The organism is Hafnia alvei, assembly GCF_034424155.1.
Lineage (GTDB): Bacteria > Pseudomonadota > Gammaproteobacteria > Enterobacterales > Enterobacteriaceae > Hafnia > Hafnia alvei.
The window spans coordinates 60,398-74,220 of sequence record NZ_CP139992.1 but is presented as its reverse complement, the minus strand read 5'-3'; the positions used below and the strand labels follow the sequence as shown (position 1 = coordinate 74,220).

The following is a 13,823-nucleotide window of genomic DNA, read 5'->3' as shown; positions in this document are numbered from 1 at the left end:
CTTTTGCTCATATGAGGATCTTAATCCCAGCTCAGAACAACCTTGCCTGATTGGCCTGAACGCATAGCATCAAAGCCTTTTTGGAAATCATCGATACCAAACTGGTGAGTGATGATGGGGCTCAAATCCAAGCCTGATTGCAGCAACGCAGCCATCTTGTACCATGTTTCAAACATCTCGCGGCCATAAATGCCCTTGATAAACAGCCCTTTGAAAATCACCTGATTCCAATCAATGGCCATATCTGATGGCGGGATCCCCAGCATCGCAATTTTGCCACCGTGATTCATGGTACTGAGCATCGCACGGAACGCTGGCGGTGCTCCAGACATCTCCAAACCGACATCAAACCCTTCGGTCATACCCAGTTCATTCATCACATCCGTGAGATTTTCTTTACTCACATTCACTGCACGAGTCACACCCATTTTGCGAGCCAGATCCAGACGATATTCGTTCACGTCGGTAATCACGACATTACGCGCGCCAACGTGCTTGCACACCGCCGCCGCCATAATACCAATCGGCCCCGCGCCGGAAACTAAGACGTCTTCACCCACTAAATCGAATGAAAGCGCGGTATGAACAGCATTGCCAAACGGATCAAATATGGCCGCTAACTCATCAGGAATATTGTCTGGGATTTTAAACGCGTTAAATGCCGGAATAACTAAATACTCAGCAAATGCGCCGGTGCGGTTAACACCCACGCCCGTGGTATTTCGGCATAGATGCGTACGTCCGCCGCGACAATTACGGCAGTGACCGCAGGTAATATGCCCCTCACCAGAAACACGTTCACCAATCTTGTAGCCGGTGACTTCTTGCCCGATCGCAACAATCTCGCCCACGTATTCATGCCCAACGACCATCGGTACAGGAATCGTTTTTTGCGACCATTCATCCCAGTTGTAAATATGGACGTCAGTGCCACAAATCGCCGTTTTACGGATTTTAATCATGATATCGTTATGCCCAAGCTCTGGCTTAGGCACATCGGTCATCCAAATCCCTTCTTCCGCCTTCAGTTTTGACAATGCTTTCATAACGATGAGTTCCTTAGGCAATCACACCCAGCTGCTTGCCGATACGAATAAAGGCCGCGACTGCGCGTTCAATTTGTTCTGGTGTATGGTCAGCAGACATTTGGGTACGAATACGCGCCTGACCTTTAGGAACAACAGGGAAGAAGAATCCTGTTACATAGATGCCTTCTTTCAGTAATTCATTGGCAAATTCTTGCGCCAATTTTGCATCACCCAACATCACAGGGATAATGGCATGATCGGCACCCGCTAAAGTGAAGCCCGCAGCGCTCATTTTTTCACGGAATAAACGGGCGTTGCTCCACAGACGGTTGCGCAATTCATCACCATCAGCCAGTAACTCAAGCACTTTGATTGATGCAGCAACGATGGCAGGCGCCAAAGAGTTGGAGAACAGATAAGGACGCGAACGCTGGCGCAGCCATTCGATCACTTCTTTACGGCCCGCGGTATAGCCGCCGGATGCGCCGCCTAATGCTTTTCCTAAAGTACCGGTGATGATGTCTACACGCCCCATCACTTCACAGTATTCATGAGTGCCACGGCCATTTTCGCCAACGAAGCCAACCGCATGGGAATCATCAACCATCACCAACGCGCCATACTCATCGGCTAAATCGCACACCGATTTCAGATCGGCAATAACGCCATCCATTGAGAACACGCCGTCGGTCGCAATCATGATATGGCGAGCGCCATCGGCCTTCGCCATTTCTAACTGGGCACGCAATTCAGCCATATCGTTATTAGCATAGCGATAGCGCTTAGCCTTACACAAACGCACGCCATCAATAATCGAAGCATGGTTCAGTGCATCAGAAATAATGGCATCTTCAGGACCTAGCAGCGTTTCGAACAGCCCACCGTTAGCATCGAAGCAGGAAGAATATAAAATGGAGTCTTCCATGCCTAAAAAATCAGCCAGTCGTTGTTCTAGCTGTTTGTGGCTATCTTGCGTGCCACAGATAAAGCGCACCGATGCCATACCAAAACCATGAGAATCCATGCCTTCTTTCGCTGCTTGGATCAATGCAGGGTGGTTAGCCAAACCTAAGTAGTTGTTTGCACAGAAATTAATAACATGGCGGCCATCTGCAACCGCGATATCAGCCTGCTGTGCAGAAGTAATAATACGTTCATTTTTATACAGACCTTCGGAACGGGTCGTTTCTAATTGCTGGGTCAGCTGCTGGTAAAAATCCGCAGACATGGTGTTATCTCCTGGATGGGCAAGTTTGTGAAACATATTACTGTCTTGTTGCAAATGAAACGAGTTTGTAACTCACAGAATGTGAAAAATGCAGCAGATATCACGCTGTTTTCAGATTACGGGAAATAATTACTTTCAGTTATGAATTAGTCGCCATACACCACTCATGACAGTATGAGGCCTAATTTAGGGGCTTTTGATTCAGATTCATGCCCTATACGCTGAATGCTTAAGCATGAAATGCTATTATGAGGTCATATAACGTGGGGCGTTGTGCGCCACTGTTTCGTTTATTTAAAGGTAAATCTCATGATTATTGTAACCGGCGGCGCTGGCATGATCGGCAGCAACATCGTTAAAGCACTGAATAATAAAGGCTACAGCGACATTCTCGTGGTCGATAACCTTAAAGATGGCACTAAATTTGTTAATTTGGTCGATTTAGAAATTACCGACTACATGGATAAAGAAGACTTTATTGCCAGCGTTGTGGCTGGCGATGATTTCGGCGATATCGAAGCCGTTTTCCATGAAGGTGCATGCTCATCCACGACCGAATGGGATGGCAAGTATATGATGGATAACAACTATCAGTACTCCAAAGAGCTGCTGCATTTCTGTTTGGAACGCCAGATCCCATTCTTGTACGCATCTTCTGCCGCCACTTATGGCTTAACTGAACAATTCACTGAAGAACGCGAATTCGAAGGCCCATTAAACGTTTATGGCTACTCCAAATTCCTGTTCGATCAGTACGTTCGTCAGATCCTACCAGAGGCAGAATCTCAGATCTGTGGCTTCCGCTACTTCAACGTTTATGGTCCTCGTGAAGGTCATAAAGGCAGCATGGCAAGCGTTGCATTCCATCTGAATAACCAAATCAACAACGGCGAAGATCCAAAGCTGTTTGAAGGCAGCGATGACTTCAAACGTGACTTCATCTATGTAGGCGACGTTGCTGATGTGAACCTGTGGTTCTGGCAGAAAGGTATCTCTGGCATCTTTAACTGCGGTACTGGCCGTGCTGAATCATTCCAAGCCGTCGCTGACGCGGTTGTTGCCTATCATCAGAAAGGCAGCATCAGCTACATTCCTTTCCCAGACAAACTAAAAGGCCGCTATCAGGGTTTCACCAAAGCTGATACCACCAAACTACGTGCGGCTGGCTATGACAAGCCGTTTAAAACCGTTGCTGAAGGCGTGAGCGAATATCTTGCGTGGCTGAATAACAAAGCCTAAACACGGCTCCACAACCGTAAGGAATGAAACACGGTATGAAAATACTGGTTATCGGCCCTTCATGGGTAGGCGATATGATGATGTCGCAAAGCTTGTATCGAACCCTGAAGGCCGAACATCCTGACGCTAAAATTGACGTGATGGCACCGAACTGGTGCCGTCCTTTGTTAGCGCGAATGCCAGAAGTTAACGAAGCGATCGCCATGCCCTTAGGGCATGGTTCTTTCGCGCTGGGCGAGCGCTACCACTTAGGCAAAAGCCTGCGTGATAAAGGCTATGATCGTGCCTACGTACTGCCAAACTCGTTTAAATCTGCGTTAATCCCTTTCTTTGCACGCATTCCGGCTAGAACAGGTTGGAAAGGTGAAATGCGCTATGGCTTGCTGACAGATGTCCGCCAGCTCGATAAAGCCGCATTCCCGTTAATGGTTGAACGGTATGTCGCATTGGCTTATCCGGCACAGCAGATAAAATCTGCCAAAGATTTGCCTCAACCACTGCTTTGGCCAGCACTCAGCGTCTCAGATGAAGAAATTGCTGAAACAGCGGCGGCGTTTAATCTGACAGACCACCGCCCAATTATTGGTTTCTGTCCTGGCGCTGAATTTGGCCCAGCGAAGAGATGGCCGCACTACCACTATGCCGCGTTAGCGCAAAAACTGATTGAACAAGGATATCAGGTGGCTCTATTTGGCTCAGCCAAAGACCACGAAGCCGGTGAAGAAATTTGCCAAGCGCTAACTGAAGACGCCCGCGAATATTGTTTGAATGTCGCAGGGCAAACAAACTTAGATCAAGCCGTGATATTAATTGCGGCATGTCAGGCGATTGTGACCAATGACTCCGGCCTAATGCACGTAGCCGCCGCGCTTGATAAACCATTAGTCGCGCTTTATGGCCCTAGCAGCCCAGATTTCACACCGCCGCTGTCAAACAAAGCTAAAGTTATCCGCCTGATTACGGGTTATCTCAAAATACGCAAAGGTGATGCCAATCAAGGCTATCACCAGAGCCTGATCGATATTCAGCCTGATGTTGTTATGCAAGCATTGAACGAGTTATTACCAAAGGATACCCAGCAGTAATGCATGTCTTGATTGTCAAAACCTCATCGATGGGCGATGTGCTGCACACGCTACCAGCACTGACAGATGCTATGCATGCCATTCCAGGTATTAAATTTGATTGGGTGGTAGAAGAAGGGTTCGCGCAGATACCAAGCTGGCATCCTGCGGTCGATCGCGTGATCCCAGTGGCTATCCGCCGCTGGAGGAAGAACTGGTTTGGTGCTAATACACGTCAAGAACGCTGTGATTTCAAACGAGAAGTACAGCGCCGCTCCTATGATGCCGTCATTGATGCTCAGGGGCTGATAAAAAGCGCAGCGTTAATCACCCGTATAGCAAAAGGCCCGCGCCACGGACAAGACTGTCAAAGTGCTCGTGAGCCATTCGCCAGCTGGTTCTTCAATCACCGCTATAGCATTAATAAAAAAATGCATGCGGTCGAAAGAACACGTGAGCTATTTGCACTGAGCTTAGGCTACACAAAACCAGAAAGCAGAGGGGACTACGCTATCTCTCAGCGCTTTCTCAGTCATCTCCCAGCGGATAACGGCCAGTATTTCGTGTTCTTACATGCAACAACACGCGATGATAAGCACTGGCCAGAAGAACATTGGCGTGACCTTATTGCTCTGGTTGAGCCTACAGGAATGAAGATTAAATTACCTTGGGGGGCGGAACATGAGCACCAACGCGCTCAGCGCTTGGCTGAAGGTTTCAGTCATGTAGAGGTGCTGCCACGTTTATCGTTAGAACAGGTGGCGGAAGTATTGGCGGGGGCGAAGGCCGTTGTATCTGTCGATACTGGGTTAAGCCATCTCGCAGCCGCACTCGATCGACCAAATATTACGCTGTATGGTCCAACCGATCCGGGGCTGATTGGAGGATATGGAGAAAATCAGGTGGCGTGTTGTTCTCAGGATAAATCATTAACTAATTTGTCAGCGAATACTGTATTTAACGCCTTGGCTAAAATTTAATAAGAGTTGTTTTATCTTCGGAGTATATATGAGTTCAGCACTACCAAATCAGAGAAGGAACATCGATTGGCAGTCTATATGGAATAGATCTATTGTATTTTTATTTATAGTAACCTATTTTTTTGATGGGGTAAGTCGATACAAACATGCAATTAGCTACGCTATATACATAACTGGATTAGTTTATATCGTTAAGCAAAGGAAAAAAATATTCAGCATTTTCAAGAATAACCTTTTCTTATCTTTAATTATCTTTTGCATCGCAATAATATATGCAATAGCAATTTCAGTAGAACCATCGCTAAGCCTCAAGCGTGCTCTGAATACAGTTTTTGAAAAAATGCTTCTGGTATCCGTGATGATTGCAGCTGTTCTTCATAAAGAAGACAACAGCAAAATAGATACTATGCTAATAGCGGCTCTTATCACCACGCTGGTTATCCTAACCGGAACAGAGATTCATCAATATATTGAAGAGTACAAAATCGGTATTATTCCATTTACCAGCTTCGAACACCGCAGAATTTCTGATACTCTAATATTTATATTCCCAGCCATACTCACTTTATGGGTCATACCTGGCAAAAAGTACAAAATACTATTTTTCGTACTTGCAGCAATTTTCGCTATCCTCATGCTTGGCACACTGCAACGAGGAACTTGGCTATCATTAGCAGTTCCCGCATTGATTTGGGCACTGATTAAACGCGAATGGAAGCTACCTTTGATAGCACTAGTCGTGATTGGTTTCGGCCTATTTGCCGTTCATCAAAAAGATCCACAGCAGGTCAAAACGTTATTCCACAAACTGCAACAAACTGACAGTAGTGGTCGTTATGAAAATGGTACGCAGGGCGCAGCACTCGATCTTATCCTTGAAAATCCCATCAAAGGCTATGGCTTTGGTAACGATCTTTATCATCATGTTTATAATGAACGTTCTTCAAGCTACCCTGACTGGCGTTTTAAAAAATCTATCGGGCCGCATAACTTAACGCTTTCCATCTGGTTTGCAGGCGGCATAATCGGATTAGCATCACTTTATTATTTATTAGCATCAACATTAGTTTCGAGTATCAAAGGGTACCGTGAAAACAATGGTCCTGCACAAGATGCATTCCTCATCTTGACGCTCATACTAATTGGTGACTTTGTTGTTAGAGGCGCTTTCGAAACGGTAAGAATTGAAAACATTGCGGTTATCATTGGTATTCTTCTCGCTTTACATGCGAAAAAATACTACATAAATAACTAAAAATAAAAGGGCCCAACTGGGCCCTTTTAACTTCTCATCGAGATCATATTTTCAATAGCATACTTGATAATGTCATCAGGAATATCTTCAACATTTCGCGTATCCGATAATACCTGAATTGCATGTTCGCTGTTTGGCCCCCAAGTTAAAGGCTGTGAATTAACCCGAGCTTTAGACATCGGATAAAAAGCTACGATAGGTTTATTAAATGCAGTAGCTGCATGAACTATCGATGTATCAACAGAAACAATGTAATCGACTTGCTTTACCAACGATGTCGCATGTATATACCGCGTAAACGGTGTTTTCTCTACACCATCTATCTCTATATCCTTAATTTCTGACTCAAGACCAGAAATAATTATTACTGGATTTGCGATCTTTTTCTTAATAAGATCGACAATCGAATTAATTTTAGCAGAGCTAAATTTTCGTGTTTTTAGCGCACCGAACGGATTTAGCAACACGGTTGTTTTTCCGTTAAAACGCTCTAGATATTTTTTCACCGTGTTATCGACATCCGAGGAGATCGGTAACTCATATGACATATCTATTTTATCAAGATCTATATCGGGATTTATTTTTTGTAAAATTGATTTAATTCTTTCAGATGTATGCCGATTTAATGATAGGTCTTCCGACAAACTAATATCATAAGTTTTATATTTTCCTTCCTTATTAAAACCTAGAATATGTTTGGGATTGATTACCTGCATCATCATGATACTTCGATAGCTATGCACTTCATTAAGTGGATCAATAATTAAATCATATTTTTTCTTTCTCAATTTTAGAGCGAGAAAAAACATATTAAAGAAATGTTCTTTACAGACGAATATATGTTTAATATTTTTATTTTCGCTTAGCAACTCAGCACATACATCACCCGTAACGACAGATACATCGAGGCCTAGTCGATGACACTCACGAAAAAGCGGAGTGAATATGATCATATCGCCAAGCTTATTATTATCTCTCATGATTAAAATGTTTTTTATTTTTTTCGTTTCAAAAACAGGCTTTTTAAAACGGAAAAACAAAACCATCATCATGAAAATTTTAAAGTCTTTAATAAAAACTTTCTTTCTTCTGTGAAAGGAACCTAATTTCACTGATGAGACTCCAATAAAATTCCAAACAAAATTAACTAAAACCACTTATTCTTTCATATTTAGATACGGGATTATTTTATAATCAATTGCCGTATTATTTGATAAGTTATATATTTCAATATCTTTGACGTTACTTTTCATAAATTGAAAGAATGGAAGTATTTTCCCTAAATCTCGACTTAGTTCGGAAGGCATAGATGACTCTCCATTCTTATCATAAAAGCGAGAGCACGAATCCACTAAATCTAACCCAGAGCATATGATTTTTGTATAACGTAAACTATAGGCGATTTGGATTGCGGCATATGCCACGGTATGACAAGAACAATATCCATCACTAATATCTAAACTAAATCCAACTAATCTTCTTCTTTTTGACATTGGCACATCAATTAAAATATTTTTATTTCTCAGTGACAAAATTTTGAATTTTATCTTTTTAAAAAAACCACCCTTCTCTCTTTTATAAAGCATTTTCATGATGTGACAATTTTCTTGCAGAAATTGCTTATCCTCTAAACTTGCTTTCTCAAACACATCACAATTAACTATAGTATGTTGGCTATTTTTAACAAAAAACTTAAAGTCATCGTTTCTTTGCAATAAAAATCTGTCATCCGTTAATACATAAATAAATGGTTTAATTTCATGTTCAATGAGATAACGAGCAGAGCCATTGACCGCTATGACATCTGATTTATTGAGTAATGAAATTGGTGTATTTACCGATGTTGGGCCTGAAAGAAAAATAACTGCATTTTCATGCATCTTCTCTTTCATCAACATATCTACATCATTTTTTGAAATGTATTGAGGATGATTCATAAAATTAACTCAGGCCTTACGTTTTTTAAACCCTAAAAACATTTTTATTTTTGCTTTAAATGATTTTATTTTTTGACGTAAAATGTTTTTATACACAACAGAATAATAAGCAAAATCATTAACAGCATTATCAATATTAAGATGTCTTTCCATATCAATTCTATCTTTGGCTTTCCGCTTTGCATTACACGCTTTACCCGATAAATCGATAATTCTTATTCCATCTTGTGATAAAATAAAATTGCCTTTATGCGGATCACCAGAAACCATATTATGCTGATGTAACTCATTCATTTTAGCATGAATTTCAGTACGAATGCTTTCATTGAAATCTTCAACATCCGATAGTTCAATACCATCAACAAATTCAATTATCATGATAAATACGCTAGCGTAGTTAAATATTTTCTTCTCCGCTAACAGATAGAAATCATTCGGGAATGTAATTCCTTCATTTCTTACTCTATCAGTTTGAAGCAACAAATTCAGGTAGTAGTCACCTTTAACAAAAGACTTAAAAAAACGTTCAACTTTTTTTTCTTTTGGTGCGAAAACCTTGAATACAAATTTCCCATGGGGAGTATTAATCAATGAAACCTTGGTGTCTTCGATACTACGAAATACTTTTATGACATCAAGATCATTATTGAGGAAATCTCTGAATATCTTTTCGTAAATTTCATTATTGTCTTTAATATAGACTTTGAAATTTTTTATATTTTTACTAACTATCATGAAAATATCCGAATATTGATATTGAACTTCATCCAAACATTTTCTTTACAAAATACATAAAGTAAAAGTAGATGCCTTCAAAAGATTTATGCTGGTTAAATTTATGTTTAGCACAGTAGCGAAGCTGGCTACTACTCTGAGGCTTTATCAGCGATGTCATCCCCCAAGGGGAGTGCTTTTTCGCTTGATAAAACGGTGTCGCACTGGGGTATTGAGCCCATTCGTGCCAAGGCTTCGTTGGACCGATGTAGTGAATGAGTACCGTATTTTCGTCAACAGGGCTTTTACAATTCTTTTTTAGTTCATAATTTAAACTAAATTGTGTATTGTATTTCTTATCTAAGAACAGTACCCGCCCAGCTAAGATTATATTAAGCACATCTTGATCGTAATAAGTCAGTTTGCTTCTTATATTACTATCGTTTAATGACTTCATAGCCTGCATGCTAACATCAAGTGCTTGCCATTCAGCTAGGTCAATCACCAAGACACCCGTATTAAAATACCCTTTGGCGATCAGATCATTCCCTAACACCTCAGAACGTTGAAGCCACCACTTTTCATCACGCTCAGTAACTGCAGCAACCACAGCACCATTCAGAGGAAGATGAACAAGTTCTTGTATTGAACCATTGCATACAACATCAGAATCAATATATGTAATGCGTTCTAACTTCCCGCTAAAATAATCAGCAATAATGAATCTAAAGTAAATAGCATATGTCCAAAGCTTATTTTCCGGCAGAGATTTTAAACTATCCGCATTAACGAGATAAATAGAGATGTTAGTTTTATATTGCTCAGCTAATGCTTTAAATTTTTCTCTATCGCTCTCAGAAAAAGAGTCGGTGAACACATGGAAATTAAATTTTAGCTCTGAATTATGGATAAGAAATGACGTGATTGATACTGCACAGCCAAACAAAAAATTTTTATCCGTACCGTAAGCAATATTCTGATATTGGCTGTTATCGTCAGGTTTATTACCAATATATGTTATGACGTCCTTGATGTACTGCTCTTCATGGAAAAACATAGTTTCTCACTTATCCTCTCAATACACTGAAAGATCGGTCATAGCGATTTGCGTATAGTACGTTCTTTAATTTTTTCAGACTTAGTAATCGCTTTTTCTAGCAATTCCCGCTCTTGCGTCAATGTTTGGCGCAACGGGGCATCAAAATAAATTTTAAGAAAATAAAGAATGTCTTTTTTATTCAGCCCAATATTGGAAGATGAGAAATATAAACCAATCAGATCTTTATCTCTCCAACGTTGTGGCACTTTGTCACGGATCTGCGATCGGTGTAAGTCGATAACCGATAATTTGAGCTGACTTTCATCATCGCCATCGAACGGCAAATGAAGTAAAAAATGGCAAATATAACAATCGCGATGATTTACCCCACCACGATGCATCTTCCTCACCATCGTTGCCAATCGCTTAATTAGCATACGCTTGATACGAAAATCAGGGGGGGTTTGCTCCCAATCAGCACAGTAATCTTCTAGGCTAATTGTGGGCGCCAAATCTTCAGTAATAATAAAAGATTTCCGCGTCAGCGGATTAGCTCCCGTTTGACCGAAGCCAATCCCTTTCATGGTATCAACGTCTAATTGGTACAAACGGTGAATCGCTTTCCACTCACGATCGGCACCCAATACAGGTATACGGAAAGAAATCAGATTTTTCAAAACTTCCTTTAGCGTAGTGCCATAGTGAATTTTAATAAAATATGATTTCTCTGCTAAAGAAAAACGAAGTGTTTTACGAGTCTCCAAAGCACGAAAAACCTCCCCTTGAAGTTTCTCTACTTCAACAAAAGGATCTTTTCCCTTCCACAATGTGGTTAAGGGCTCTTTTAACTCAATCATTTTTACCACCTAAAATGAGATCCGCCGCCCTTTCTGGCAAGCTATACAGATCTTCTTTATCCGCATACGCTTTAGCGTGTTCGGACCATGTTTCTCTTAGTTTTTTGTCATCTAGCCCGCGCGCTAAAACTTCATTTAACTGCGTTTGTTCGAATGGCTCAGAAATCACCACTCCACAATCAGCGCTAGCAACGTGATGAGCATAGCCACAAGTTTCTGTTGTAATAACCGGCAAGCCAGCCGCAATCGCCTCAATTAAAACGATACCCGCTGACTCTTGATATGCAGGATGCATTAACACGTCCGCAGCAGCCATTAATTCAGGGATATCATCTCGGCCAGAGTAAAATTGAACCTGAGATAAAATATCCAACTTCGCAGCGAGTGCTTGATAACGCTTAGGCTTGTCTTGCCCTACAACAATTAACTTTGTCTTTACCTTAGTCGCCATTGGCAATGCAGCAATTGCACGCAACGTTCGATCAACGCCTTTGCGTTTAAAATCAGACCCCACCTGTAGCACTAACAATTCATCATCAGCAATAGCATTACGCTGACGAAAATCCTCGCGAATATTGGCTGCACGGTGATCATATTTTCTATCTAAAGATATTCCTGGCGGAACAATATGAAAACGCTCAGGCGCAGTTTGATAGTGCCTTTTGAAATCAGCAATTTGCTTGCCGGTCAGCATTAGCAACTCAGCGTGGCTTTCATTTGAAAATACCGCGCGCTCAAACTCGGCATAGTGCTTATAACGTGAAGTTAATCGGTAGAAAAATCCTTTTTCCTGTGCCACTTTTTCGGCATAACACACATCTGCGGCATAGTAATAATCGAGCCCCGGCATCTTGTTGAAGCCTACCACTATGTCGGCTGGATTGGTCTGCAGATCATGTGTTACCCAATCACTATATTCTTTATTTCGGCCATGGTTTGAATGTGAGCGAGTTGGCACTTGGATATATTCGAAATCTGCTGGACGTTCACCTTCCCAAGACATCGCATAAACACGGATATGATGCCCACGAGCTTGGCATGCCAGTGCAATACGTAGAAAGTCGCGCTGCAATCCACCAAACGGAAAATATTTATATAAACAGAACGCAATATTCATTATTCGCTATCCCTAGGAATGAGTTCATCTGAGCTAGCTTTCAAAAGCTTTTCTGTAGCCCCAATAACGTCGCTTGCAGGGATGCAGGATAAATACTTGCGATGGCGATCCAGATTGTCTCGCGTAGGCATTGGTTGGTAGTCACCCGCCCAAAACATAATGAAATTATCACTCCACGGACGCCAGAACCGGTGATCCGTGGCGCCAAATAAGCAAACAATTGGCGTTTTCAGTGCCGCAGCAATGTGCATCGGTGCAGAATCAACGCCAATAAACAGAGACGCATGATCAATCAGAGCCGCAAGCTCGGGGAACGATGTTTTACCGGCCAACGCTGTAACAGGCTTTATTTTGCAGTGCTCTTTAATTTTAGTTACGCAGGCAATATCAGCAGCGCTTGGCCCTGAGGTTAGCACCACGCTATACCCACGAGATTCCAATGAATCAATAACCTCTGAGAATTTTTCTTCATCCCAGCATTTAAACATCTGGCGAGCCGTTGGCTGAATGACAACATAATGCTGGCTATCTACACCGTTCTCAGAGAGCCGCTGCTGAATGGTATGCCAATGATCGGGCAGATAACTCATCTTTGTTTCAGTGATGATTTTTTGCAAACCCAGAGGAGCAAGAGTCGATAAATTACGCTCTACGATATGTGTACCTTTAGGTTCGACCGATTCACTAAAGCAGCTTGTCCAAAATATCGATTTACGGTGGTGAAACTGTAGCGAAATTTTATCTTTAGCCTGCAAGCATTTAACTAAAAAAGCGACTGGCCACTGGTCTGTCAGGTTAATCACTAAATCGTAATTATTCTTCCTCAGCAAACTAATCGTCTTCGCTACATTTTGTAGTTTTTCGGATGCTGATGTTTTTCTATTTTTGATCCCGTAGAGTGCATTAACCTCAGGGTTTTCCGAGAGAATTGGCATAGTGTCTTCATATAATAAGACATCGATTTTAGCATCTGGATAGTTGAGCTTTAGCGTACTGATGACTGGAGTTGTCAGCAGCATGTCTCCATGAAACCTAAGCTTGATGACGAGTATTCTTTTATATTGTTTATCCACTTGCCGCTCTTATCTATCGGGTTATAAGACGCTGTATGCGAAAACTCATGCATAAAGGCGATCCGCGAATAGGCACGCTACCGCCCTTGGCTCTACAGCAACCAATTCACTGATAAAATCTTCTCTGTTTATATTTTGCTATTGTATCACTAGTTATTGCAGGTGCCGAATTCCTTATTTCCAACAAAAATTAATAAATCATTTAAAATCAAACTAATAAGAGAATTATCTATGACAAAAGAAAATGCGGCCCTGCAAAACATTATCTATCGAATTGATTTTATCAATTAAT

At 41.6% G+C, this 13,823-nt stretch carries 13 protein-coding genes; 4 read left to right on the top strand and 9 right to left on the bottom strand.

Annotation, left to right across the window (positions count from 1 at the left end; translation table 11 throughout):
• Nucleotides 1–20 precede the first annotated feature (20 nt).
• The gene (gene tdh / locus U0008_RS00365) at nucleotides 21–1,046 is read right to left on the bottom strand and encodes an L-threonine 3-dehydrogenase (RefSeq protein WP_025801499.1); all 1,026 of its coding nucleotides are present in this window, start codon (nucleotides 1,044–1,046) and stop codon (nucleotides 21–23) included.
• 13 nt (nucleotides 1,047–1,059) lie between these two features.
• Complete coding sequence (gene kbl / locus U0008_RS00360) at nucleotides 1,060–2,256, bottom strand: glycine C-acetyltransferase (protein ID WP_043490096.1); 1,197 nt, start codon at nucleotides 2,254–2,256, stop codon at nucleotides 1,060–1,062.
• Nucleotides 2,257–2,565: 309 nt separating this feature from the next.
• Between kbl and rfaD the strand changes: the two genes are divergently transcribed.
• Genes rfaD through rfaL form a run of 4 tightly spaced genes read left to right on the top strand, consistent with a single transcriptional unit; the run spans nucleotide 2,566 to nucleotide 6,794 of the window.
• Nucleotides 2,566–3,495 carry an ADP-glyceromanno-heptose 6-epimerase gene (rfaD, locus tag U0008_RS00355; RefSeq protein ID WP_025801501.1) on the top strand — a complete coding sequence of 310 codons (930 nt, stop codon included), beginning with the start codon at nucleotides 2,566–2,568 and terminating at the stop codon, nucleotides 3,493–3,495.
• 35 nt (nucleotides 3,496–3,530) lie between these two features.
• On the top strand, nucleotides 3,531–4,580 hold the full coding sequence (rfaF, locus tag U0008_RS00350; RefSeq protein WP_025801502.1) for an ADP-heptose--LPS heptosyltransferase RfaF: 1,050 nt from the start codon (nucleotides 3,531–3,533) through the stop codon (nucleotides 4,578–4,580).
• The gene (gene rfaC, locus U0008_RS00345; RefSeq protein ID WP_043490089.1) at nucleotides 4,580–5,539 is read left to right on the top strand and encodes a lipopolysaccharide heptosyltransferase RfaC; all 960 of its coding nucleotides are present in this window, start codon (nucleotides 4,580–4,582) and stop codon (nucleotides 5,537–5,539) included. The genes rfaF and rfaC overlap by 1 nt, the downstream gene beginning before the upstream one ends.
• Nucleotides 5,540–5,567: 28 nt before the next feature.
• Nucleotides 5,568–6,794: an O-antigen ligase RfaL gene (rfaL, locus tag U0008_RS00340; protein ID WP_043490087.1), complete on the top strand. Its 1,227-nt coding sequence runs from the start codon at nucleotides 5,568–5,570 to the stop codon at nucleotides 6,792–6,794.
• Nucleotides 6,795–6,820: 26 nt separating this feature from the next.
• On the opposite strand, the gene U0008_RS00335 is transcribed toward rfaL, so the two are convergent.
• From U0008_RS00335 to rfaQ, 7 genes are read right to left on the bottom strand one after another with little or no spacing between them, the layout of a single operon-like run.
• Nucleotides 6,821–7,906: a glycosyltransferase family 9 protein gene (locus U0008_RS00335; protein WP_096388696.1), complete on the bottom strand. Its 1,086-nt coding sequence runs from the start codon at nucleotides 7,904–7,906 to the stop codon at nucleotides 6,821–6,823.
• A gap of 45 nt (nucleotides 7,907–7,951) precedes the next feature.
• Nucleotides 7,952–8,731: a 3-deoxy-D-manno-oct-2-ulosonate III transferase WaaZ gene (waaZ, locus tag U0008_RS00330; protein ID WP_043490085.1), complete on the bottom strand. Its 780-nt coding sequence runs from the start codon at nucleotides 8,729–8,731 to the stop codon at nucleotides 7,952–7,954.
• A gap of 9 nt (nucleotides 8,732–8,740) precedes the next feature.
• On the bottom strand, nucleotides 8,741–9,466 hold the full coding sequence (gene rfaY / locus U0008_RS00325) for a lipopolysaccharide core heptose(II) kinase RfaY (RefSeq protein ID WP_043490161.1): 726 nt from the start codon (nucleotides 9,464–9,466) through the stop codon (nucleotides 8,741–8,743).
• Between the two features lie 28 nt (nucleotides 9,467–9,494).
• Nucleotides 9,495–10,502, bottom strand: a complete 1,008-nt coding sequence (waaO, locus tag U0008_RS00320; RefSeq protein WP_043490082.1) for a lipopolysaccharide 3-alpha-galactosyltransferase — start codon at nucleotides 10,500–10,502, stop codon at nucleotides 9,495–9,497.
• A 38-nt stretch (nucleotides 10,503–10,540) separates the two neighbouring features.
• On the bottom strand, nucleotides 10,541–11,341 hold the full coding sequence (rfaP, locus tag U0008_RS00315) for a lipopolysaccharide core heptose(I) kinase RfaP (RefSeq protein ID WP_043490080.1): 801 nt from the start codon (nucleotides 11,339–11,341) through the stop codon (nucleotides 10,541–10,543).
• A complete protein-coding gene (locus U0008_RS00310) occupies nucleotides 11,334–12,458 on the bottom strand; it encodes a glycosyltransferase family 4 protein (protein ID WP_043490077.1) in 1,125 nt (374 codons plus the stop codon). Before U0008_RS00310 ends, rfaP begins: the two co-directional genes overlap by 8 nt.
• Entirely contained in the window at nucleotides 12,458–13,531 is a 1,074-nt protein-coding gene (gene rfaQ / locus U0008_RS00305; RefSeq protein ID WP_072008138.1) for a lipopolysaccharide core heptosyltransferase RfaQ, read from the bottom strand. The genes U0008_RS00310 and rfaQ overlap by 1 nt, the downstream gene beginning before the upstream one ends.
• Between the last annotated feature and the right edge of the window lie 292 nt (nucleotides 13,532–13,823).